We start from the raw sequence: 21,437 nt of genomic DNA on the forward strand, positions 1-21,437 counted from the left end.
TGCGCACGGAACGAGCGGCCGGACGAGGCGGAGCGCAGGAAGCGAGGCGGTCGTGAAGGTCATGGCACAGCTGGCGATGGTGATGAACCTCGACAAGTGCATCGGATGCCATACCTGTTCGGTGACCTGTAAACAGGCGTGGACCAACAGGTCGGGCACCGAGTACGTATGGTTCAACAACGTCGAAACGCGCCCGGGGCAAGGATATCCGCGGACGTACGAAGACCAGGAACGCTGGCGGGGCGGGTGGATCCGGGACTCCAGGGGCCGCGTACGTCTCCGCGACGGCGGACGCTTCGCGAAACTCGCCCGTATCTTCTCGAATCCGAAGATGCCGTCGATCGACGACTACTACCAACCGTGGACCTACGACTACGACAACCTCACCGATGCCCCGCTCGGCGAGCACATCCCGGTGGCGACGCCGCGCAGTCTGATCTCCGGCGAGCCCATGAAGGTGGAGTGGTCGGCGAATTGGGACGACAACCTCGGTGGTTCTCCGACGATCGTGCCCGACGACCCGATCCTGAAGAAGGTCGGCGAACAGGTGAAACTCGAGTTCGAGCAGACCTTCATGTTCTACCTGCCGCGGATCTGCGAGCACTGCCTGAACCCGTCGTGTGTGGCGTCGTGCCCCTCCGGCGCGATGTACAAGCGGACGGAGGACGGGATCGTGCTCGTCGATCAGGACCGGTGCCGCGGCTGGCGGATGTGTGTGTCCGGATGTCCGTACAAGAAGGTGTATTTCAACCACAAGACCGGCAAGGCCGAGAAGTGCACCTTCTGCTATCCGCGGGTCGAGGTCGGATTGCCGACGGTGTGTTCGGAGACGTGTGTGGGCCGGCTCAGGTACATCGGTCTCGTCCTCTACGACGTCGATCGCGTCCTCGAAGCTGCCTCGGTGGAGAACGACACCGACCTGTACGGAGCGCAGCGCAATGTGCTGCTCGATCCGAAGGATCCCGAGGTGATCGCCGGTGCCCGCGCCGAAGGCATCTCCGACGAGTGGATCGAGGCCGCCCAGCGTTCACCCGTCTACGACCTCATCAGCACCTACCGGGTGGCGTTGCCTCTGCATCCGGAATATCGGACGATGCCCATGGTCTGGTACGTGCCACCGCTCTCGCCCGTCGTCGACGCCGTCAGCCGCGAGGGGCACGACGGCGAGGACATCGGCAATCTCTTCGGCGCCCTGGACGCACTGCGTATCCCTGTCGCGTACCTCGCGGAACTGTTCACGGCCGGAGACACCGGTGTCGTCGAGGCCGTGTTGCGCCGGCTCGCCGCGATGCGCTCGTACATGCGCGACATCAATCTGGGACGCGAGACCCGTCCCGAGATCCCCGAATCCGTGGGCATGAGCGAAGAGCAGATCTACGCGATGTACCGGCTCCTCGCGCTCGCCAAGTACGACGAGCGGTACGTCATCCCGACCGCGTACGCGGTCGAAGGTCATCGGCTGGAGGAGACCGCGACGGACTGCGCGCTGTCCTACGAGGGTGGACCCGGGATGTACGACTCCGGACCGTTCGGTGAGGCCAGTGGTGCCCCCGTCCCGGTGGCGGTCGAAAACTTCCACGCTCTCGCTCAGCGGCAGACCAGCGAAGGCCTGGGGGCGAACGCGGCGAATCCCTCGCGGGTGAACCTGCTCAACTGGGACGGTAAAGGCGTGCCGACCGGCATGTTCCCGGGGGGACGTGACGGGGACGGAGACCGACGATGAGACTGCTGCGTTCACGACGCGCGGCCCCCGATCGCGCCCTGCACCACCGTCTCGTCCGTCAGTCCGCGTCCCTGCTGCTCGCCTATCCCGACGAGGGGCACCGCGAACGGCTCGGTACGGTCGACCAGTTTCTCGAGCACATGACCGGGCCCGAAAAGGACATGCTGGGTACGGCCGCTCGTGAACTGGGCGCGAAAGACCTTCTCTCCACGGCACAGCAGTACGTCGAGACCTTCGACCTGCGGCGGCGGTCGACGATGTACCTGACCTACTGGACATCGGGGGACACGCGCAACCGCGGAGCCGAGATGCACGCCTTCGCGAGTGTCTATCGTGCCGCGGGTGTCGTGCCTCCTGCGCACGAGTCACCCGACCATCTCCCGGTGGTCCTCGAGTTCACCGCGAACGTCGATCCCGCCTCCGGGGAGGAACTCCTCACCCGCTATCGGCCGGCGTTGGACGTGCTGCATGCCTCCCTGCGCGACGCGCGCTCCCCGTACGCGCAGGTCGTCGCGGCGGTCTGTGCAACCCTCCCACCGGCGACCGACCAGGAGGAGGAACGGGCCCGGCGCCTCGCGCAGGCGGGACCGCCCCGCGAATCGATCGGTCTCCAGCCGTTCACGCTGACGGTGCCACCCCGGACCGGCCGGATGCCACCGAAAGGAACCTCGCAATCATGACCGCAGGAGAGATCTTCTGGGACGTCGTGCCCTATGTGACACTGGCCGTCGTCGTGGTGGGCACCTGGTGGCGGTACCGATACGACAAGTTCGGATGGACCACGCGTTCGTCCCAGTTGTACGAGGCGCGGTTGCTGCGCATCGCGAGCCCGATGTTCCATTTCGGGATCCTGGTCGTGATCGTCGGGCACGTCATCGGCCTGGTGATTCCTCAGTCGTGGACCGCCGCAGTGGGGTTGAGTCAGCATGCCTACCACGTCCAGGCGATCCTGCTCGGCACCATCGCCGGCGTCTCGACGCTCGTGGGGATCACCCTGCTCGTGTACCGCCGCCGCACCCGCGGGCCCGTCTTCAGCGCCACGACGCTGAACGACAAGTTCATGTACGTCGTGCTGGTCGCCGCGATCGTCGCGGGTCTCGCGACCACCCTGATGGGATCGGGTGTCGTCGGCGAAGAGCACAACTACCGGGAGACCGTCTCGCCGTGGTTCCGGTCGATCTGGGTGCTGCAGCCCCGCGGGGATCTGATGGTGGAGGCACCCTTCAGCTTTCGGTTGCACGCCCTGATCGGTCTCGTTCTGTTCGCCATCTGGCCGTTCACGCGTCTCGTGCACGCGTTCAGCGCGCCGATCGGGTACCTGTTCCGGCCGTACATCGTCTACCGCAGCCGGGAGGAGGCGCGCCCCGGCCGACTCGTGGGTTCACAACCGCAACGACGTGGGTGGTGAGTGAGCGCCCGCTGCCGAGGGAGGGCTCCGGTGTACTGTGAAATGTTCCGCGCCCTCCCACCTGTCAGGACCATCGAAGATCCCCATGGCTTCCAGTTCCCACGTGAAGAACGACGCTTCGACCCCCGCGCCCGTCGCGGACACCGGCGTCCGGCGCTCGGTCCTGCCCGGGGGAGTGCGGGTCGTCACCGAGCACGTTCCGGGAGTGCGCTCCGCGGCGGTCGGTGTGTGGGTCGGTGTCGGATCCCGCGACGAACAGCCGTCGGTCGCCGGTGCCGCACACTTCCTCGAACACCTGTTGTTCAAGGCGACACCGACGCGCTCCGCCCTCGACATCGCCGAGACGATGGACGGGATCGGCGGTGAGCTCAACGCGTTCACCAGCAAGGAACACACCTGCTTCTACGCACACGTGCTCGACGACGACCTGCCGATCGCCGTCGACATCGTCGCCGACGTCGTCCTGCGCGGCCGGTGCCTGAGTGCGGACGTCGACGTGGAACGTCAGGTGGTGCTCGAAGAGATCGCGATGCGCGACGACGATCCCGAAGACCTGCTCGGCGACTCGCTGCTCACCGCGCTGTACGGCGACCATCCCATCGGCCGGCCGATCATCGGTTCCGTCGAGTCGATCGAGTCCATGACCCGGACACAACTGCATTCGTTCCACGTCCGCCGCTACACGCCGCCGCGGATGGTGGTCGCGGTGGCCGGCAACGTCGACCACGCGCACACGGTCGAACTGGTGCGCCGCGCCTTCGCCGGGCACCTGGACGAGGCGGCCGCACCCGCGCCGTGCCGGAACGGACGACTCGAACTGCGGACCACTCCGACGACGAGCATCGTCGAACGCGACAACGAACAGGCGCATCTCACGCTCGGTGTGCGGTCGTTCGGTCGGCACGACGGCCGCCGCTGGGCGCTGTCGGTGCTCAACGCCGCAGTCGGCGGCGGTCTGAGTTCACGCCTGTTCCAAGAGGTGCGCGAGAAGCGGGGTCTGGCCTACTCGGTGTACTCCGGAACCGACACCTTCGCCGACACCGGTGCTTTCTCCGTGTACGCGGGCTGCCAGCCCGACAATCTCGGAGAGGTCGCCGCCGTGGTCCGGGAGGTGCTCACCGACGTGGCCGAGCACGGCATCACCGACGCGGAATGTGCTCGCGCCAAGGGATCGCTGCGTGGCGGTCTCGTTCTCGGACTTGAGGACACCGGCGCGCGTATGCACCGGATCGGCCGCAGCGAGCTGAGCTACGGACAGCACTGGAGCATCACCGAGACCCTCGAACGCATTTCGTCGGTGTCGACCGAGGAGGTGCGCAGCGTGGCAGCCGACCTGCTGCACCGGCCGTTCGCGGTCGCCGTCGCCGGGCCCTACCGTAGGCCTCGCGATCTCCCCGCATCGGTCCGCGACCTCGTGTCCTGAATCGTCCTCAGCTGAGCCAGTCGGCTCCGCAGGCGTCCGATGTCGTGCGAGACGGGTCCCGCCGGGATGGTGAGTTCCGGCACCGCGACCTCCGAGACGAACACGACCCGCACGTCGCGGTCGTGGAGCACGTCGACCAGATTGGCGAACCGCTGGGCAGGCTCCCGACCCGCGGCCGTCAGGTCCGGGATCCCGTCGACGACCCAGAACAGGTGCTCCGCCGCGAGCGCCAGATAGTCGGCCGGTGCCGTGGTGTGCCCGCAGAGATCGCCGAAATCGAACCAGAGACAGTCCTCGTCGGCCCGCATCGCACGCAGCGGGCGACCCGCCGGGTGCAGGACCCGTTGTTCGGCCGGTATGGGCCGGGTGAGCCCCAGAAGTCGTAACTGCCGGTCGGACGTGCCCGTCGTCCAGATCCCCGACGCGAACCCCCGCACGTGGTCGGAATCGAGCCGGTGATCGCGCGGGCCGTCCAGGGCGACCACCGTCGTGGAGCGCTCGACGAGTTCGATCGTCGGGAGGAAGGTGTCGTGGAAGAGGGGGTTGGGGAGCAGCTCGTGGGGCGGATAGTTCGATGTCAGGACGAGACGCGTGCGACGAGCGAGCAGCGCGGGGAGCAACCGGGCGACGAACGTGCCGTCCGCAGGGTCGTGGACGTGGAACTCGTCGAAGCAGACGAGTTCGGCGTGGCCGGTCAGACGATCGAGGGCGGCTCCGAGATCGAAGTGGTGCCGCCGGAGTTCGATGTGCAGGTCGCGGAAGAACTCGTGGAAATGCATGCGCAGTTTGTTCCGTCCGGGGAACGCCGAGAAGTACACGTCGGCGAGCCAGCTCTTGCCGCGCCCGGGCGGCCCCCACAGATAGACGTTCGGGCAACCGGGATGGCACAGCTGCTCGACGGCGTCGTATTGCGCGGAGTCGAGCACGAATCCCCGGCTGCGCGCGGCGTCGTCGAACACGGTTAGGGAGACCGGGTTCGAGATGACGGGGTCACTGCGGCGTCGCAACCTCACGAACCCGACTCTATCATCGTAGAGTGACGATCTCTCGCGAACGCCCGTCCCGGCGCACGGCCATCAGTGACGCCGCCCTCGAACTGGCCGCCCGCGGTGGCAACCACGCGGTGACGCACACGGGCATCGACATGCATCTCGGCCTGGCGAAGGGCTCGACCTCCTACTACTTCCGCACCCGCCACGCCCTCGTCGCGGCTGCGATCGCCCGTCTCACCGAACGGTCGCGCGCCGATTTCGCCGCACTGTTCTCCGCGCCGCCCGGCGACGAGTCGCGCGGACCCGCCGACCTGATCGCGAACTACCTCGAACGACTGCTCACCGCGCGGCGGACCGACGTGCTCGCCCGCTACGCGCTCGCGACCGACGCGCAGCTCGAACCCGGCACGGCCGAGGCGCTGGCGGGCTGCATGTTCTCCGTCTCCGCCGCGACCGGACTCATGCGGGACCTCGGTGCGTCCCACCCCGACACGGCGGCGCGGGATCTGGTGACCCTGCTCGAAGGAGTGCTGTTCGACCGCACCCACGGCACACGCGCCCACGCGTCCTCGGGCTCGGCGACGGTGCGGGTCGACGAGATCCGTTCGACGGTCGGTCTCTGGCTGGACGCTCTCTGCGCCCGGCAGTAGGACGCCCGTGTGCAGCGGTGGACGGCACGCGACCCGCTCGGGACATCCGCAGGTGATTGCGTAGGATTTCCGGGGAGACGGCAACGAAAGGGCGTGACGACGCAAGTGGATGCAACAACGGTTCGGGTGGGTGTACTCGGTGCTGCCGGCAAGGTCGGTCAGGCGATCTGCGCCGCTGTCGACGCCGCGCCCGATCTCGAGCTCGTCGCCACCGTCGACAAGGGCGACGGCCTCGACGCCTTCGTGAGCTCGCAGACCCAGGTGGTCGTCGACTTCACCCATCCCGACGTCGTCATGGACAACCTGCACTTCCTCGTCGAGAACGGCATCCACGCCGTGGTCGGCACCACCGGCTTCGACGACGAGCGGCTGGATCGCGTGCGGAGCTGGCTCGCCGACCGCCCCGAGGTGGGCGTGCTCATCGCACCGAACTTCGCGATCGGTGCCGTGCTGTCGATGCGCTTCGCCCAGGCCGCGGCCCGGTTCTTCGATTCGGTCGAGGTGATCGAGCTGCACCATCCGAACAAGGCCGATGCTCCGTCCGGCACGGCTTTCCGCACCGCTCGACTGATCGCACAGGCACGCGCCGAGGCGGGGGTGGCGTCGAGTCCGGACGCCACCACCACCGAACTCGAGGGCGCACGTGGCGCCGACGTCGACGGTGTCCGAGTGCACTCCGTGCGTCTCGCCGGGCTCGTCGCCCACCAGGAGGTGCTGCTCGGCACCGAGGGCGAGACCCTCACCATCCGGCACGACTCGATCGACCGGTCCTCCTTCGCACCCGGCGTGCTGCTCGGCGTGCGAGAGATCGGTCGGCGGCCGGGACTGACCGTCGGAATCGATCCTCTCCTCGACCTGTGAGAACCGGCCTGCTGAAAGTCCTCGTGCCCATCGCGTTCATCGTGGTGGCGCTGGGGTTCTACTTCGTTCTGCTCGGCTCCACGGGCCTGAAGCTGATCCGATCCGGCGAGTTCGCGGGAGTCGGGCTGGGAATCGGGATCCTCATCCTCCCCGTCGTCGGTGCCTGGATCGTCTACGCGACCATCCGAGCCGGCCTGCAACATCAGCACCTCGCACAGCGGATCCACGACGAGGGGCTCGAACTCGACATCGACGATCTGCCTCGCATGCCGTCGGGCCGGATCGAGCGGGACGCCGCCGACGAACTGTTCGCGACCGTGAAGCAGGAATGGGAAGCAGACCCCGACAATTGGCGCAGCTCCTACCGGCTCGCGCGCGCCTACGACTATGCGGGCGACCGCAGTCGTGCGCGCGAGACCATGCGTCGGGCCGTCGCGCTCGAGAAGCTCGAACGGGACGGCCACAGCGGTTCCTGAAGCCGCACGCTGCGGTCGACTTCCCTGAGCGGCGAGCGGCTTTGACAACCCCGCACGGGTGCAGCAACCTGCTGATGTGACGGACGAGGCTGCGGGCGACCAGGCAGGACCGGGCGAGACGGGACGCGGGAACGGATCCCGCACGGTGCTGGTGGTGCACCACACCCCCTCGCCGCCCACCCGCGAGATCCTGGAAGCGGTACTGGCCGGTGCTCGGGATCCGGAGATCGCGGGCGTCACCGTCCGGGTGGTTCCCGCACTGGGCGCCACCGTCCCCGATGTGCTGGCTGCGGACGGCTTCCTGTTCGGCACCCCTGCCAATTTCGGCTACATGTCGGGTGCGCTCAAGCACTTCTTCGACACCGTCTACTACCCGTGTCTCGACGCCGTGGCCGGCCGCCCTTACGGGCTGTGGGTGCACGGGAACAACGACATTGCCGGGGCGGTGGCGTCGGTTCGCCGCCTGACCACCGGGCTGGGCCTCGTGCAGGCCGCCGCCGACCTCGAGATCACCGGGCCGGTCGACGCGAAGGTGCGCGAACAGTGTTACGAGCTCGGCGCCGTCGTCGCGGCGACCGCAGCCGGTGAGATCTGAATCGATCGCCCGCGATCAGCGGACATCCTTCACCCCGCGATCAGCGGAAATTCTTTTCCGTGAACGACTTCAGTCCCTTTCCGGCGGTCTCGAGGGCCATCTTCTCGGCGCGCCGGACGAGGAAGCCGGGGACGGGGATCTTCGGGTCGATGGTCAGCGAGAAGTCGACCGCCGTGCCGGATCCCGTGGCGGCAAGGGTGTAGGCGCCGTCCTGCTGCCGCTGCTGGCTGCTCTCCACCAGCGTCCACGCCATCGACTCGTCCCCGTTCCACGAGTACTCGACGACCTGCTCGTCGGTGATGCCGACGATCGAGACCGTCATCCGCACGCGGTGCGGCCGTCCGTCGGGGTGGGTGGACTCGACGGTGACGGACTTGTGGGTCGACGACCACTCGGGCAGGCGTTCGACCGCGGCGAGTGCGGCCATCACCTCCTCGGGGTGTGCGTCGATGTCGAAACTCCTGGTGCTGCTGACCGTCATGCGCCCTCCGCGTCGCCCGATGTGTGTGCGTCGGCACTCTATCGCGCGGTGAGTTGCCTCACGTGTCGGCGCGAGGACCCGTGTCGTCGCGGCCGGCGGTGTCGTCCGGTCCGGTGGTGTCGTGGCGCTCGGACGGCTGCTGCTCGCTGGGTGCGGGCGGCGTGGGCTCGGCCCAGCCGCCCCGGCGGCGCCATTCGTCGGCCCGGCGTTGGTAGCGCATCTGCTCCCGGAGCGCGCCCTGCACGGCCTGTGCCATCCAGGAGTTGAGCGACAGGCCGCTCTGCTGGGCCGCTTCCTCCGCCTTGGTCTTGATCTGCTCGACGAGGCGCAGCGTCACCCGGCTGATGTCGCCCGTCATCTCCTCGAAGGACGGCGTCGGATCCTCGTGCGGGGCAGCGGGTTCGCTGTGGACGGCGAGGACCGCGTCGGTGCCGTCGAGGCGCACGGTGACCGTGCGGTCGCCGAGTTCGTCGCTGACCTCGTTGGCCATGTCGGACAGGGCGGCCAGGACCGCGAGCCGGACAGGAGCGGCGATGGCCGTCGCCAGGGCCGCGGCGGTACGCCGGGTCTGTTCGTCGCCGAGTTCGGCCGCCGCGATCACGGAGTCGGTGATGGCGGACGTGTACTTGTCGATATCCATGACGCCAGTGTGGCGTCATCGGTGGCGCCAGGCAAGGTGTCATGGTGACGTCATCGATCGGTGCAGGTCGAGGAGCGTTACTGTGCGGACGGAAGGAACCGTGCGTCCCGGAGGGCGCAACGGCAGAGGCGAGGAGGAGACGATGGCGCCCGAATCCGCCGATCCGAAGGTCCGGCTCATCGCCACGACGGAGTTCCATCTCCCCGACGATGTCGCCTGGGAGACCGACGCCGAGGGCGGCGAAGCATTGATCGAGTTCGCCGGTCGCGCCTGTTACCAGAGCTGGTCGAAACCCAACCCCCGCACGGCGACGAACGCCGGATACCTCCGCCACCTGCTCACCGTCGGGCATCTGTCCGTTCTCGAGCACGCCACCGCGACCTTCTACATCACCGGCATCTCGCGCTCGTGCACGCACGAATTGATCCGTCACCGGCATTTCTCGTTCTCGCAGCTGTCCCAGCGTTTCGTCGCCGACGGCGACGTACCGGTGGTGGTTCCGCCGGCGATCGCGGGTGATGCCGAACTCGAGGAGCTGTTCTTCGCCGCCGCGGAACGCAGCCGGGAGGCCTATGTGGCACTGCTGGCGGCGCTCGACGAGAAGCTGGCGCATCTCCCTGCCGGGCCGCTGCGTGCCAAGCAGGTTCGGGAGGCCGCACGGGCGGTGCTCCCCAACGCCACCGAGACCCGGATCGTGGTCACCGGCAACTACCGCTCGTGGCGACATTTCGTGGCCATGCGGGCGACCGAACACGCGGACGTCGAGATCCGGCGTCTCGCCGTCGAATGTGTACGGCAGCTCGCGGAGGCAGCACCGAACGCGTTCTCGGACTTCACGATCACGAAGTTGCCCGACGGCAGCGAGATCGCTGCCCCCACGCTCGCGACCGATCTCTGATCGACCAGGTCACCGATCTCCGATCGACCAGGTCACCGATCTCCGATCCGTCTTCGAGGGGCGGGCGTGTGTCGAGGCGGCACTGCCACGCGGTAGCCTTCTGACCATGACCAACGGTGATTCCGCAACTGCTGTCGAGCTTCCGTTCGGCACCGTCGCCACAGCGATGGTGACCCCGTTCACTGCCGATGGCAAGCTCGACGTGGATGCGGGCGTGCGTCTGGCGAACTACCTCGTCGACGGTGGCTGCGACGCACTGGTTCTCGCCGGTACGACCGGCGAATCGCCCACGACGACCGAGAACGAGAAGATCGAGTTGATGCGGGCCGTGCTCGCATCCGTCGGCGACCGCGCCAAGATCATCGCCGGCGCCGGCAGCAACGACACCGCCCACAGTGCCGAACTCGCCCGCGACGCCGCGCGGGCCGGTGCACACGGACTGCTCGTGGTGACCCCGTACTATTCGCGTCCCCCGCAGGCCGGTCTCTACGCTCACTTCGTCGCGGTGGCCGACGCGACCGATCTGCCGGTCATGCTCTACGACATTCCACCGCGATCCGTCGTGCCGATCGAGACCGATACGCTGCGTCTGCTCGCCGAGCACCCGCGGATCGTCGCGGTCAAGGACGCCAAGGGCGACCTGAACGCGGGTGCCGAACTGATCGGCACCACCGACCTGAAGTTCTACTCGGGCGACGACCCGCTGAACCTGCCGTGGCTGTCCGTCGGTGCCGTCGGATTCGTCAGCGTGATCGGCCATCTCGTGCCCGGTCGCCTCCGCGAGTTGCACACCGCCTTCGAGGCCGGTGATCTCGAACTCGCGCGCCGTATCAATTTGTCGATGGTCCCCATCTACCGGGCCGTCGCGCGACTGGGAGGGGTGAGTGCCTCGAAGGCGGGTTTGCGACTTCTCGGCATCGATGTCGGAGAGCCTCGTCTGCCGCAGGTCGCTCCGGTGACTGCGCAGATCGACGCTCTCGCGGCGGATCTCCAGGCTGCGGGGGTGCTGTGATGAGCCGCCCTGATCGTGGCCGCGGCCGCGCCACCCGCAATGCCGGTCCGCCCTCCCGCGCCCCGCGCCGGGTGGTGCAGAACTCCGCCACCCCCCAGCGACCCGATGCACGCATCGCCGATCCCACCGAGCGGTTGGGTACGCCCCCCAAGGCCCCTCGCGACGGTCTGCGGGTCGTCGCGCTCGGCGGTATCGGCGAGATCGGCCGCAACATGACGGTGTTCGAGCACCAGGGACGGCTCCTGATCGTCGACTGCGGTGTGCTCTTCCCCGAAGACCAGCAGCCGGGCGTCGACCTGATCCTGCCCGACTTCCGGTACATCGAGGACCGGATGGACGACGTCGAGGCGATCGTCCTCACCCACGGCCACGAGGACCACATCGGTGCCGTGCCGTTCCTGCTGCGTCTGCGGCCCGACATCCCGGTCGTCGGTTCGAAGTTCACCCTGGCGCTGGTCGCCGCCAAGTGCCGCGAACACCGTCAGCGTCCCAACCTCGTCGAGGTCGTCGAGGGGCAGACCACCTCGCACGGACCGTTCGAGTGCGAGTACTTCGCGGTCAACCACTCCATCCCGGACGCGATCGCCGTCGCGATCCGCACGGCCGCGGGCGTCGTGCTGCACACCGGCGACATCAAGCTCGACCAGCTGCCGCTCGACAACCGCCTCACCGATCTCGCGGGCTTCTCCCGCCTCGGCGACGAGGGTGTCGACCTGTTCCTCGTCGACTCGACGAACGCCGAGGTCCCCGGTTTCGTGACACCCGAGCGCGAGATCGGCGGAGTGCTCGACACCGTCATCGGCAAGGCCACCAATCGGGTGATCGTCGCGTCCTTCGCGAGCCACGTGCACCGGATCCAGCAGATCATCGACGTCGCCGAGCGTTACAACCGGCGCGTGGCGTTCGTCGGCCGGTCGATGGTCCGCAACATGCAGATCGCGCAGGATCTGGGCTATCTGAACGTGCCCGACGGCCTCGAGGTCGACATCGACACCGCCGCGAGCCTTCCCGACGACCGCATCGTGCTGGTGTCCACCGGTTCGCAGGGCGAACCGCTCTCGGCGCTGTCCCGGATGGCCCGAGGCGAGCACCGGCAGATCAACATCCGGGCCGACGACCTCGTCGTGCTCGCGTCGTCGCTGATCCCCGGCAACGAGAACTCCGTGTTCGCGGTCGTCAACGGTCTCGCCAAGCGCGGAGCGAAGGTCGTCACCCAGCAGAACGCGAAGGTGCACGTCTCCGGTCACGCTTCGGCCGGCGAGCTGCTCTATCTCTACAACGCGGTGCGCCCGACCAACGCGATGCCGGTTCACGGCGAATGGCGCCACCTGCGGGCGAACGCCGCCCTCGCCGAGGCCACGGGTGTTCCCCGCGAGCGGATCGTGCTCGCGGAGGACGGTGTGGTCGTCGACATGGTCGACGGGCTCGCGCAGATCGTCGGGCGGGTCCCGGTCGGTCACGTCTACGTCGACGGTCTGTCGGTGGGCGACGTGGGGGAGTCCACGCTCTCCGATCGTCTCGTGCTCGGCGAAGGCGGCTTCATCTCGATCTCCGTCGCGGTGGATGCCACCACCGGCCGTGCGGTGAGCACTCCGGAGGTCTCGGGTCGCGGCTTCTCCGACGACCCGGCCGCTCTGAACGAAGCGGCGCAGCTCGTGGACAAGGCGCTCAACGAACTCGCCGCCGAAGGGGTCACGGAGACCCACCGCATCGCTCAGGGCATCCGCCGCGTCGTCGGCCGCTGGGTCGCCGACACCTATCGCCGTCGTCCGATGATCGTGCCCACGGTGATTCCGGTCTCCTGAACACGGTCGGCGCGGGCCCGGAGAACACGCGGGCTCGCGCGATGGGCGAGGGCAGGAGCGATCGCTAGAGTGGCGGAATGAGCCTCGCCCGCAGCGAACGACATGCCCTCGTCCGCACCATGTCCGAGGTCGGACCCGACGCGCCCACGCTCTGCGGCGACTGGACGGTCCGGGATCTCGCCGCGCACCTGCTCGTCCGCGAGCGCCGAGTCGACGCGATGCCCGGCATCGTCGTCCCCGCCCTGGCGGGGCACACGGAGAAGGTGCGGCGCTCCACCACCGACCGGCAGTGGGCGCACCTGCTCGCCGACGTCGATTCCGGTCCGCCGAAGTGGTCGCCGATGTTCCTGCTCGATGCCGTCGCCAACGCGGCGGAGATGTTCGTGCACCACGAGGACGTGCGCCGTGCGCAGCCCGGATGGGAACCGCGAGCGTTGTCGACGGACGACCAGGATCAGCTCTGGCGGATCGCGCGGATGCTCGGCCGCAACAGCTACGGCGGGTGCGACGTCACCGTGGTGTTCGAGAGGTCGGACTCGGGGGAGAAGGTCACCGTGCGCAAGCGTGGACCGCGCACCGTCGTGCTGCGCGGCGAGCCGTCCGAACTCGTGCTGCACGCGTTCGGCCGCGACGAGGTGCGGTTGGAGATCCAGGGCGACGAGCCGGCGGTGACCGAGCTGGCGGGATCGAAACGCGGACTGTGAGGACCGTTCCGGACGACGTGTGACCAGTGCCGCCGTCCGGTACCCGTGTTGCCGATGGTTCACGAGAGGTCCGTGCGGCTACCCTGGCGGATATGGCAGGAAAGTCGTCGGGTAGCCGCGGAACGTCGTCTACGACCTCTCGGTCGCGGACGGGAGCGCGGAGCTCGGGCGGCAGCACGGCCCGCGCCCGCAGTACGGGTGCCTCCACCTCGAAGAGCACCTCGACCGCGAAATCGAAGGCGGCCGGTTCGGGCAGGTCCACCGCTGCGCGCAAGCCGCGCGCCGCGACGTCGACCACGAACCGCCGCAGCGGTGGCACCGCACGCCGTGCCCCGGCTGCCGGTCGCAGACCCGCACCTGCCCGGCCCCGGCGCAGTTCCGGGGGCATCCTCACCGCCGTCGGCCGCACCGTCGGTGCCGGCTGGATGATGACGGCCCGTGCCGTCGGGGCCACGACCCGCACGATGGGTCGCGCCACCGAGATCGAATCCGGCCACCGCCGCGACGGCATCGCGCTCGGACTGATCTCGATCGGTGTGATCATCGCCGGCACGGTGTGGTTCGGCGTCGGCGGCCCGGTGGGGGAGTGGGTCGAGACGGCCGTCCGCGCCGTCACCGGCGGCGCGAGCGCGGTCCTTCCGCTCGTCGCGGTCGGGATCGCGCTGACCCTCATGCGCACCGAACCGCATCCCGAGATCCGTCCCCGGCTCGTCGTCGGCGGGCTGCTCGTCGGCCTGCCCGCCCTCGGCCTGTGGCACATCGCCTCCGGCTCACCCACCGACGCGGAGGGTCGCGCCGAGGGAGCCGGATTCGTGGGTGCCGCGGTGGGCGGGCCGCTCACCTCCGGACTCACCGTCTGGCTGTCCGTGCCGCTGATGCTCCTCGCGGCCGGCTTCGGAATCCTGCTGCTCACCGGCACCACGGTGCGTGAGCTGCCCGAACTGTTCCGCGACTATTTCGGTCTCGGCTACGGCGCCGACGACGAGTACGACGAGTACGACGACCGTTACGACGACGGCTACGGCTACGACGAGCCACCGATGTTCGATGTCGACGGCTACCCTCTCGAGGAGGCGCCCGCGCCGAAGAGATCCAGACGCCGGCGTACCCCGGCGGACAACTATCCGCCCGACGAGTTCGACGGCGACGCGAAGACCGAGATCCTGCCGCTGTGGGACGACCGGGCACCCGAACCCGAGACGTCCGCGTCGCCCCCTCCCACGCTGGAGATGCCCTCGGTCGCGGAGAATCGGGCCGCGGCGCCGGCCCCGGCTCCCGTACGCAAGAAGCCGAAGCCCGCTCCGGTACCCGAGGTCGTCGACCAGACGTCCGAACCCGAGGCTGCCGAGACGTTCGTCCGCGACCGCGAGATCGAAGGCGACTACGCGCTTCCCTCGCTGGAACTGCTCACCAAGGGCGACCCGCCGAAGACGCGGTCGGCTGCGAACGATCAGATGATCGAGGCGATCACCGAGGTCCTCGAACAGTTCAAGATCGACGCCGCCGTCACCGGCTTCACGCGCGGCCCGACCGTCACCCGCTACGAGGTCGAACTCGGCCCGGGCGTCAAGGTCGAGAAGATCACCGCGCTCGCCCGCAACATCGCATACGCGGTCGCGACCGACAACGTCCGGTTGCTCGCGCCGATCCCGGGCAAGTCCGCCGTCGGTATCGAGGTCCCCAACACCGACCGTGAGCTCGTGCGCCTGTCGGACGTGCTCGCGGCCCCCTCGACCCGCCGCGACCACCATCCCCTCGTCATCGGTCTCGGCAAGGACATCGAGGGCGACTTCGTCTCCGCCAACCTCGCCAAGATGCCGCATCTGCTGGTCGCCGGTTCCACCGGTTCCGGTAAGTCCAGCTTCGTCAACTCGATGCTCGTGTCACTGCTCATCCGCGCGACCCCCGACGAGGTGCGGATGATCCTCATCGACCCGAAGATGGTCGAACTGACCCCCTACGAGGGCATCCCGCACCTGATCACGCCGATCATCACCCAGCCGAAGAAGGCGGCCGCAGCGCTCGCCTGGCTCGTCGAGGAGATGGAGCAGCGCTACCAGGACATGCAGGCCAACCGCGTGCGGCACATCGACGACTTCAATACCAAGGTGAAGTCGGGGGAGATCACCGCGCCGCTCGGGAGCGAACGCGTGTACCGGCCGTATCCCTACATTCTCGCCATCGTCGACGAGCTCGCCGACCTGATGATGACGGCTCCCCGCGACGTGGAGGATGCGATCGTCCGCATCACCCAGAAGGCCCGTGCCGCCGGCATCCACCTCGTGTTGGCGACGCAGAGGCCCTCGGTGGACGTCGTCACGGGCCTGATCAAGACGAACGTGCCGTCGCGACTCGCGTTCGCGACGAGTTCGCTCACCGACTCGCGAGTCATCCTCGACCAGCCCGGCGCCGAGAAGCTCATCGGTATGGGCGACGGGCTTTTCCTGCCGATGGGTGCGGGCAAGCCCGTGCGCATGCAGGGTGCCTTCATCACCGACGAAGAGATCGCGGCCGTCGTCGACTTCGCGAAGAACCAGGCGGAGCCCGAGTACAACGAAGGCGTGACCGCCCCGAAGGCCGGCGACAAGAAGGACGTCGATCCCGACATCGGCGACGACCTCGATGTCTTCCTCCAGGCCGTCGAGTTGGTGGTGACGAGCCAGTTCGGCTCCACGTCGATGCTGCAGCGCAAGTTGCGCGTCGGATTCGCGAAGGCCGGCCGCCTGATGGATCTGATGGAGACCCGCGGGGTCGTCGGACCCAGTGAGGGCAGCAAGGCGCGAGAGGTGCTGGTCAAGCCGGAGGAACTCGACGGTCTGCTGTACTCGATCCGCGGTGGCGGCGAGGCTGCGGAGGCGCCCTCGGGCGCGGAATAGGCGCATGTGGCACAATCGAGGGAGCTGTGGAGGGGAGTATCCCCTTATCCGCGGCGGTCTCGTCAACACGTGCGGCGCCGATGCCGTCCCGGGGCCGTCGGTCCGGTAACGATCCGGGCGGGAGAGACCTCCGGCAGGTACGACAACCTACCGGAAGGCTGTGATGCCCGTGCACGTAACTCTGACGACCTGGTTGATCACGATCGCCGTCATCATCGGACTGTTCGTCTTCGACTTCTTCGCTCACGTTCGCAAACCGCATGCTCCGACACTGCGGGAATCCGGATTCTGGTCGGCGGTGTTCATCGCCATCGCGATCGTCTTCGGTCTCATCGTCTTCGCGGCGTGGGGACCGACCTACGGCGGCGAGTACTTCGCCGGATACATCACCGAGAAGGCGCTGTCGGTCGACAATCTGTTCGTCTTCGTCATCATCATGGCCACCTTCGCGGTGCCCCGTGAATACCAGCAGAAGGTCCTGACGATCGGTATCGTCCTGGCGCTGGTCATGCGCGGTGCCTTCATCGCGGTCGGTGCCGCGGCGATCAACGCCTACAGCTGGGTGTTCTACCTCTTCGGTATCTTCCTGATCTACACGGCCGTCAAGCTCATCCGCGATCACGGCGAGGACCCGCAGGGTATCTCGGAGAACCGCATGGTGAAGCTGGCCCGCAAGTTCCTGCCGGTGCACGACGAGTACGACGGCGACAAGCTCGTCACCCGTATCGACGGCAGGAAGATGGTCACCCCGATGCTTCTCGCGCTCGTCGCGATCGGGTTCACCGACATCCTTTTCGCGCTCGACTCGATCCCCGCGATCTACGGCCTGACCGACGAGCCCTATCTGGTCTTCACCGCGAACGCCTTCGCGCTGATGGGTCTGCGCCAGCTGTTCTTCCTCATCGGTGGCCTGCTCGAGCGGCTCGTCTACCTGTCCTACGGACTGTCGATCATCCTGGCGTTCATCGGCGTGAAGCTGGTGCTCCATGCCCTGCACGAGAACACGCTCGGCTGGATCAACGGCGGCGAGCACGTCGCCGTCCCGGAGATCTCCACTTCGGTATCGCTGATCGTGATCGTCGGGGTGCTGGTCGTGACGACCGTGGCGAGCCTGCTGAAGACGCGAGGGGCGAAGGAACCCGTCAAGCGTTGAACACGCCCATCACCGGGTTCCATCCGGTGATGCGCACGGCATCGACGAGGTCGCGCTGCGAGAACGGGTCCTGGGCCATCAGTTCGCGCGCCGCGGCCTCGTCGGCCACGTCGACGAGGATGAGCGCACCCGACCCGTCCGCCCACGGACCGGTCGCACGCACGACGCCCTGCTCCACGAGATCACCGAGCCACGCGCGGTGCTCGGGACGATGTTCGTCGCGCGCCGCGGCGGTCGCATCCGAATAGGTGTACTCGACGGCGAACAGGGCCATCGGGCCTCGCTTTCGTGATCTCGATCAGAGGGTGAGGAGCATCCGGGTGTTCCCGAGCGTGTTCGGTTTCACATAGCTCAGGTCCAGGAACTCCGCGACGCCCGTATCGTACGACCGGCACATCTCCGCGTAGACCTCGGCCGTCACCGGAGTCCCCTGGATCTCCGCGAAACCGTGCCGCGCAAAGAATTCCACCTCGAAGGTGAGCACGAACAGTCGTTCCAGCTCGAGCTCGCGGGCGACCTCGACGAGACGCGCGACGATCAGGTGACCCGCGCCGTGGCCCTTGACGGACGGGTCGACGGCGACGGTGCGTACCTCCCCGAGATCCGACCACAGCACGTGCAGGGCACCGCACCCGACGACCTGCCCCCCGAGTTCGGCCACCCAGAACTCCTGGACGGCCTCGTACAAGGTCACCAGATTCTTCTCGAGCAGGATCTTGCCCGCGTAGATGTCGATGAGCCGCTTGATCTCGGGCACGTCGGAGGTTCGGGCGCGCCGCACGACCATTCGATCGTTCGAGTCGTGGTTCGTCGGCGGAGTCGTCATGCGGTGAACAGTAGCGCGTGCGGCTACCGATATTGTGGGGCACATGAGCACGCCCCGCCAGCATGTCACCGCGTCGGGCGGGAGCGGCGCCGCACCGGGACCACACGCCGGGAGCCCGCACGATCCGGTGCCGTTGTGGAACATCGCCAACATCCTGACGGTGGGCCGGATCGCATTGGTGCCGGTCTTCCTGGTGCTGCTCTTCGTCGGCGACGGGCACGACACCGCGTGGAGGCTCGCGGCGACCGGAGTCTTCGCGATCGCCGCCATCACCGACCGGATCGACGGTCAACTCGCGCGGAAACACGGTCTCGTCACCGATTTCGGTAAACTCGCCGACCCCATCGCCGACAAGGCCCTCATCGGCGCGGCGCTCGTCGGACTGTCGATGCTCGGCGACCTGTCGTGGTGGGTCACCGGAATCATCGCCGCCCGGGAGCTGGGGATCACCGCGCTGCGTTTCGCGGTGCTCCGCCACGCCGTGATCCCGGCGAGTCGCGGCGGTAAGGCCAAGACCCTGGTGCAGACGCTCGCCATCGGCCTGTACCTGCTGCCCCTGCCCGACTCGGTGGAACCGGTGGCGATCGGCCTGATGATCCTGGCGGTCGCGCTGACGGTGGTGACCGGTCTCGACTACGTCGTCCAGGCCATCCGTCTGCGCACCGGAGTACGCCGGAGCGAGACCACACGTGTGGAGACCGTCGATGTCGGGAACACCCCTGCGGAGGACACTCCGGACGGCGGCCGCGCGGTGGGTGAGGACGCCCGGTGAATCCGGGCGACCCCTCGTGGTCGCCACTCGGGCCGGCGTACAGGTGGACGAACTCGTGCGACGACCGGTGCGGTATCCGGCTCGGGCGGTCGACACCGCGGTGTCGGGACCACTCGCTCGTCTGCGACGGCCGTGGGCGTTGTAATGTCTGGACACCGCAGTATCGAGGTCCGATCGATCCGCGGGAACCTCGCAGCGTCGTCGCGCGTTGTCGAGGTGTCGGCACGACGGACGAAGGAGGATGGGATGGCGCTGTTGTTGCGTGAGGCACTCGGTGACAGCCTTCGGCGCACCCGTGTTTCGCAGAGCCGCACCCTGCGCGAAGTCTCCAGCAGCGCCCGGGTCAGCCTCGGTTACCTCTCGGAGATCGAGCGCGGCAGGAAGGAGGCCTCGAGCGAACTGCTCGCGGCCATCTGCGACGCATTGGATGTCCCGCTCTCCGACGTGCTGTTCGACGTGAGTGGTCTGCTGGCGGACGGACTCGACCGTCGCGCGGGCATGGAGAGCACCGCATCCGAGACGATCTCCGCCGATCGGCCCGACGGCCCCGAGCCCGGCTTGCTCGCGCAGGAGCCACGGATGGTGATTCCTGCACCCGCCGCGCAGGCGCTGGCAGCCGCCTAACATGGATCACGAACCGTGCCGGCCTCGCCGGACGCGGGCATGAGCGACATCGACCGGGTCGTGGTGCGTGCACGAACCCGGCCAGGGTAGGGCAGGTGGGTCGTCGGGGGTAGCAGCGGACCGACGATCTTCGAACCGGGACGCGAGGGCCGCGTACCGGGTCGCGTTCGGCGCGGCGTACCAGATGGAGGCAGGATCACACCCATGGCTAATCCTTTCGTCAAGGGCTGGAAGTACCTCATGGCGCTCTTCAACTCGAAGATCGATGAGAAGGCCGATCCGAAGGTCCAGATTCAGCAGGCGATCGAGGACGCTCAGCGCCAGCATCAGGCCCTCTCGCAGCAGGCGGCTTCCGTCATCGGTAACCAGCGTCAGCTCGAGATGAAGCTCAATCGGCAGTTGGACGAGGTCGAGAAGCTCAACGCCAGCGCACGCCAGGCCGTCATGATGGCCGACCAGGCCACGGCGGCGGGCGACACCGAGAAGGCGATCCAGTACACGAATGCGGCCGAGGCGTTCGCCGCGCAGCTCGTCACCGCTGAGCAGTCCGTCGAAGACCTCAAGGTGCTGCACGACCAGTCGCTCCAGGCCGCCGCGCAGGCCAAGAAAGCCGTCGAGCAGAACGCCATGGCGCTGCAGCAGAAGGTCGCCGAGCGGACGAAACTGCTCAGCCAACTCGAGCAGGCCAAGATGCAGGAGCGCGTGAGCGAGTCGCTGCGGTCGATGGATTCGACCCTCTCGGCTCCGGGGACCACCCCGAGCCTCGACGCCGTCCGGGAGAAGATCGAGCGCCGCTACGCCAACGCCCTCGGTTCGGCCGAGCTCGCCCAGAATTCGGTGCAGGGCCGGATGCTCGAAGTGCAGCAGGCCACCGTCCAGATGGCCGGTCACAGCCGCCTCGAGCAGATCCGGGCGTCGATGAAGGGCGAGGCACTCCCCGGTGCCCCCGCGAACCCTGCCGTCGACACCCGCAAGGAACCCCCGAACGCCGCCGGCACCACCGGCCGGTGATTCGTACCCCCTGGAACTGATCCGCCGTGAACGCCTCCGGAGACGACCGGGCCGGGAACATCCCCGGCTCGGTCGTCGCCGCATTCCGCGACGCCACCGACAACGCGATGGACGCCGCGCGCCGCTGGCGCGATCCCGCGGCCCGGCTGCGGCGCAAGAAGCGGCGTGCCCGTCGGCGTGCCGGTTTCTTCGGAGCCACCTCGGGCACCACGGCGATCGGCACCGCCACCCTCGCCGTCGCATCGGCTCCCGAATGGACGCTCGTCGCGACCGGGGGAGCGACCGCTGCCTTCGCGATACCCGCCGTCCTCGCCGTCCGGACGTTCCGTCGTCTCGACGCGGTACCGCTGCCCCCACCGCCGCCCCGCCGGCGGCCGCTCCCGCCAGCCGATTCGGTTGCCCGCGCACCGATGGAACGACTCGCGGCGAACGAGGAGAGCCTCAGGCGCCTGCTCGGTGTGCTCGTGAGATCGAACTCCGTGGCCTCCGACGACCTCGCCGAGATCG

At 68.1% G+C, this 21,437-nt stretch carries 23 protein-coding genes; 18 read left to right on the plus strand and 5 right to left on the minus strand.

Going from position 1 to position 21,437, the window contains the following annotated elements; translation table 11 throughout:
- Positions 1-52 precede the first annotated feature (52 nt).
- The 4 genes from narH to A8G18_RS19260 all read left to right on the plus strand — a co-directional run bounded on the left by narH (position 53) and on the right by A8G18_RS19260 (position 4,554).
- Positions 53-1,723 carry a nitrate reductase subunit beta gene (narH, locus tag A8G18_RS19245; RefSeq protein WP_064065134.1) on the plus strand — a complete coding sequence of 557 codons (1,671 nt, stop codon included), beginning with the start codon at positions 53-55 and terminating at the stop codon, positions 1,721-1,723.
- Positions 1,720-2,403, plus strand: coding sequence for a nitrate reductase molybdenum cofactor assembly chaperone (gene narJ, locus A8G18_RS19250; protein ID WP_064065135.1), 684 nt, complete (start codon positions 1,720-1,722; stop codon positions 2,401-2,403). The genes narH and narJ overlap by 4 nt, the downstream gene beginning before the upstream one ends.
- Entirely contained in the window at positions 2,400-3,131 is a 732-nt protein-coding gene (gene narI / locus A8G18_RS19255) for a respiratory nitrate reductase subunit gamma (protein ID WP_064065136.1), read from the plus strand. Before narJ ends, narI begins: the two co-directional genes overlap by 4 nt.
- 85 nt (positions 3,132-3,216) lie before the next feature.
- Positions 3,217-4,554, plus strand: a complete 1,338-nt coding sequence (locus tag A8G18_RS19260; protein WP_064065137.1) for a M16 family metallopeptidase — start codon at positions 3,217-3,219, stop codon at positions 4,552-4,554.
- Here A8G18_RS19260 and zapE read toward each other — a convergent pair.
- Entirely contained in the window at positions 4,503-5,567 is a 1,065-nt protein-coding gene (zapE, locus tag A8G18_RS19265) for a cell division protein ZapE (RefSeq protein ID WP_342435218.1), read from the minus strand. The genes A8G18_RS19260 and zapE overlap by 52 nt on opposite strands.
- Positions 5,568-5,590: 23 nt before the next feature.
- On the opposite strand from zapE, the gene A8G18_RS19270 reads away from it, so the two are divergent.
- From A8G18_RS19270 to A8G18_RS19285, 4 genes are all read left to right on the plus strand, one after another.
- The gene (locus A8G18_RS19270; RefSeq protein WP_064065139.1) at positions 5,591-6,196 is read left to right on the plus strand and encodes a TetR/AcrR family transcriptional regulator; all 606 of its coding nucleotides are present in this window, start codon (positions 5,591-5,593) and stop codon (positions 6,194-6,196) included.
- Between the two features lie 105 nt (positions 6,197-6,301).
- The gene (gene dapB, locus A8G18_RS19275; protein ID WP_172506095.1) at positions 6,302-7,057 is read left to right on the plus strand and encodes a 4-hydroxy-tetrahydrodipicolinate reductase; all 756 of its coding nucleotides are present in this window, start codon (positions 6,302-6,304) and stop codon (positions 7,055-7,057) included.
- Positions 7,054-7,533: a hypothetical protein gene (locus A8G18_RS19280; protein WP_064065141.1), complete on the plus strand. Its 480-nt coding sequence runs from the start codon at positions 7,054-7,056 to the stop codon at positions 7,531-7,533. Before dapB ends, A8G18_RS19280 begins: the two co-directional genes overlap by 4 nt.
- Positions 7,534-7,678: 145 nt before the next feature.
- The gene (locus A8G18_RS19285) at positions 7,679-8,128 is read left to right on the plus strand and encodes a flavodoxin family protein (protein ID WP_026003178.1); all 450 of its coding nucleotides are present in this window, start codon (positions 7,679-7,681) and stop codon (positions 8,126-8,128) included.
- 40 nt (positions 8,129-8,168) lie between these two features.
- Here A8G18_RS19285 and A8G18_RS19290 read toward each other — a convergent pair whose 3' ends face one another.
- Both A8G18_RS19290 and A8G18_RS19295 read right to left on the minus strand, forming a co-directional pair.
- Positions 8,169-8,609 (minus strand): SRPBCC family protein, encoded by a 441-nt coding sequence (locus A8G18_RS19290; protein ID WP_064065143.1) that lies wholly within the window; start codon positions 8,607-8,609, stop codon positions 8,169-8,171.
- A 58-nt stretch (positions 8,610-8,667) separates the two neighbouring features.
- A complete protein-coding gene (locus A8G18_RS19295) occupies positions 8,668-9,249 on the minus strand; it encodes a hypothetical protein (RefSeq protein ID WP_064065144.1) in 582 nt (193 codons plus the stop codon).
- Positions 9,250-9,391: 142 nt separating this feature from the next.
- Between A8G18_RS19295 and thyX the strand changes: the two genes are divergently transcribed.
- The 6 genes from thyX (at position 9,392) to A8G18_RS19325 (ending at position 17,697) form a co-directional block, all read left to right on the plus strand.
- Positions 9,392-10,147, plus strand: coding sequence for an FAD-dependent thymidylate synthase (thyX, locus tag A8G18_RS19300; RefSeq protein WP_064065154.1), 756 nt, complete (start codon positions 9,392-9,394; stop codon positions 10,145-10,147).
- Between the two features lie 106 nt (positions 10,148-10,253).
- Entirely contained in the window at positions 10,254-11,159 is a 906-nt protein-coding gene (dapA, locus tag A8G18_RS19305; RefSeq protein ID WP_064065145.1) for a 4-hydroxy-tetrahydrodipicolinate synthase, read from the plus strand.
- Positions 11,159-12,964, plus strand: coding sequence for a ribonuclease J (locus A8G18_RS19310; protein WP_064065146.1), 1,806 nt, complete (start codon positions 11,159-11,161; stop codon positions 12,962-12,964). Before dapA ends, A8G18_RS19310 begins: the two co-directional genes overlap by 1 nt.
- A 77-nt stretch (positions 12,965-13,041) precedes the next feature.
- The gene (locus tag A8G18_RS19315; protein WP_064065147.1) at positions 13,042-13,668 is read left to right on the plus strand and encodes a TIGR03085 family metal-binding protein; all 627 of its coding nucleotides are present in this window, start codon (positions 13,042-13,044) and stop codon (positions 13,666-13,668) included.
- Between the two features lie 92 nt (positions 13,669-13,760).
- On the plus strand, positions 13,761-16,544 hold the full coding sequence (locus tag A8G18_RS19320; protein WP_172506036.1) for a DNA translocase FtsK: 2,784 nt from the start codon (positions 13,761-13,763) through the stop codon (positions 16,542-16,544).
- Between the two features lie 163 nt (positions 16,545-16,707).
- On the plus strand, positions 16,708-17,697 hold the full coding sequence (locus A8G18_RS19325; RefSeq protein ID WP_016934532.1) for a TerC family protein: 990 nt from the start codon (positions 16,708-16,710) through the stop codon (positions 17,695-17,697).
- On the opposite strand, the gene A8G18_RS19330 is transcribed toward A8G18_RS19325, so the two are convergent.
- Together A8G18_RS19330 and A8G18_RS19335 are read right to left on the minus strand one after the other, a co-directional pair.
- A complete protein-coding gene (locus tag A8G18_RS19330) occupies positions 17,687-17,971 on the minus strand; it encodes a YciI family protein (RefSeq protein ID WP_064065148.1) in 285 nt (94 codons plus the stop codon). The two genes, A8G18_RS19325 and A8G18_RS19330, sit on opposite strands and share 11 nt — an antisense overlap.
- A 24-nt stretch (positions 17,972-17,995) precedes the next feature.
- Complete coding sequence (locus A8G18_RS19335) at positions 17,996-18,523, minus strand: amino-acid N-acetyltransferase (RefSeq protein ID WP_172506037.1); 528 nt, start codon at positions 18,521-18,523, stop codon at positions 17,996-17,998.
- 43 nt (positions 18,524-18,566) lie between these two features.
- Between A8G18_RS19335 and pgsA the strand changes: the two genes are divergently transcribed.
- The 4 genes from pgsA to pspM all read left to right on the plus strand — a co-directional run.
- The gene (pgsA, locus tag A8G18_RS19340) at positions 18,567-19,295 is read left to right on the plus strand and encodes a CDP-diacylglycerol--glycerol-3-phosphate 3-phosphatidyltransferase (protein ID WP_064065149.1); all 729 of its coding nucleotides are present in this window, start codon (positions 18,567-18,569) and stop codon (positions 19,293-19,295) included.
- A gap of 246 nt (positions 19,296-19,541) precedes the next feature.
- On the plus strand, positions 19,542-19,919 hold the full coding sequence (locus A8G18_RS19345) for a helix-turn-helix domain-containing protein (protein WP_026003380.1): 378 nt from the start codon (positions 19,542-19,544) through the stop codon (positions 19,917-19,919).
- A 204-nt stretch (positions 19,920-20,123) separates the two neighbouring features.
- Positions 20,124-20,930 carry a PspA/IM30 family protein gene (locus A8G18_RS19350; RefSeq protein WP_026003485.1) on the plus strand — a complete coding sequence of 269 codons (807 nt, stop codon included), beginning with the start codon at positions 20,124-20,126 and terminating at the stop codon, positions 20,928-20,930.
- A 26-nt stretch (positions 20,931-20,956) separates the two neighbouring features.
- Positions 20,957-21,437: phage shock envelope stress response protein PspM (pspM, locus tag A8G18_RS19355; RefSeq protein ID WP_425337710.1), on the plus strand; the 481-nt coding region annotated here is incomplete at its 3' end.

The organism is Rhodococcus gordoniae (assembly GCF_001646655.1).
GTDB lineage: Bacteria > Actinomycetota > Actinomycetes > Mycobacteriales > Mycobacteriaceae > Rhodococcus > Rhodococcus gordoniae.

What these genes read in the sequence shown, in the direction of transcription:
- narJ (WP_064065135.1), top strand. Translation starts at nt 1,720, where the DNA reads ATGAGACTGCTGCGTTCACGACGCGCGGCCCCCGATCGCGCCCTGCAC.
- narI (WP_064065136.1), top strand. Translation starts at nt 2,400, where the DNA reads ATGACCGCAGGAGAGATCTTCTGGGACGTCGTGCCCTATGTGACACTG.
- A8G18_RS19260 (WP_064065137.1), top strand. Translation starts at nt 3,217, where the DNA reads ATGGCTTCCAGTTCCCACGTGAAGAACGACGCTTCGACCCCCGCGCCC.
- A8G18_RS19290 (WP_064065143.1), bottom strand. Translation starts at nt 8,609, where the DNA reads ATGACGGTCAGCAGCACCAGGAGTTTCGACATCGACGCACACCCCGAG.
- A8G18_RS19295 (WP_064065144.1), bottom strand. Translation starts at nt 9,249, where the DNA reads ATGGATATCGACAAGTACACGTCCGCCATCACCGACTCCGTGATCGCG.
- thyX (WP_064065154.1), top strand. Translation starts at nt 9,392, where the DNA reads ATGGCGCCCGAATCCGCCGATCCGAAGGTCCGGCTCATCGCCACGACG.
- dapA (WP_064065145.1), top strand. Translation starts at nt 10,254, where the DNA reads ATGACCAACGGTGATTCCGCAACTGCTGTCGAGCTTCCGTTCGGCACC.
- A8G18_RS19310 (WP_064065146.1), top strand. Translation starts at nt 11,159, where the DNA reads ATGAGCCGCCCTGATCGTGGCCGCGGCCGCGCCACCCGCAATGCCGGT.
- A8G18_RS19315 (WP_064065147.1), top strand. Translation starts at nt 13,042, where the DNA reads ATGAGCCTCGCCCGCAGCGAACGACATGCCCTCGTCCGCACCATGTCC.
- A8G18_RS19320 (WP_172506036.1), top strand. Translation starts at nt 13,761, where the DNA reads ATGGCAGGAAAGTCGTCGGGTAGCCGCGGAACGTCGTCTACGACCTCT.
- A8G18_RS19325 (WP_016934532.1), top strand. Translation starts at nt 16,708, where the DNA reads ATGCCCGTGCACGTAACTCTGACGACCTGGTTGATCACGATCGCCGTC.
- A8G18_RS19330 (WP_064065148.1), bottom strand. Translation starts at nt 17,971, where the DNA reads ATGGCCCTGTTCGCCGTCGAGTACACCTATTCGGATGCGACCGCCGCG.
- A8G18_RS19335 (WP_172506037.1), bottom strand. Translation starts at nt 18,523, where the DNA reads ATGACGACTCCGCCGACGAACCACGACTCGAACGATCGAATGGTCGTG.
- pgsA (WP_064065149.1), top strand. Translation starts at nt 18,567, where the DNA reads ATGAGCACGCCCCGCCAGCATGTCACCGCGTCGGGCGGGAGCGGCGCC.
- A8G18_RS19345 (WP_026003380.1), top strand. Translation starts at nt 19,542, where the DNA reads ATGGCGCTGTTGTTGCGTGAGGCACTCGGTGACAGCCTTCGGCGCACC.
- A8G18_RS19350 (WP_026003485.1), top strand. Translation starts at nt 20,124, where the DNA reads ATGGCTAATCCTTTCGTCAAGGGCTGGAAGTACCTCATGGCGCTCTTC.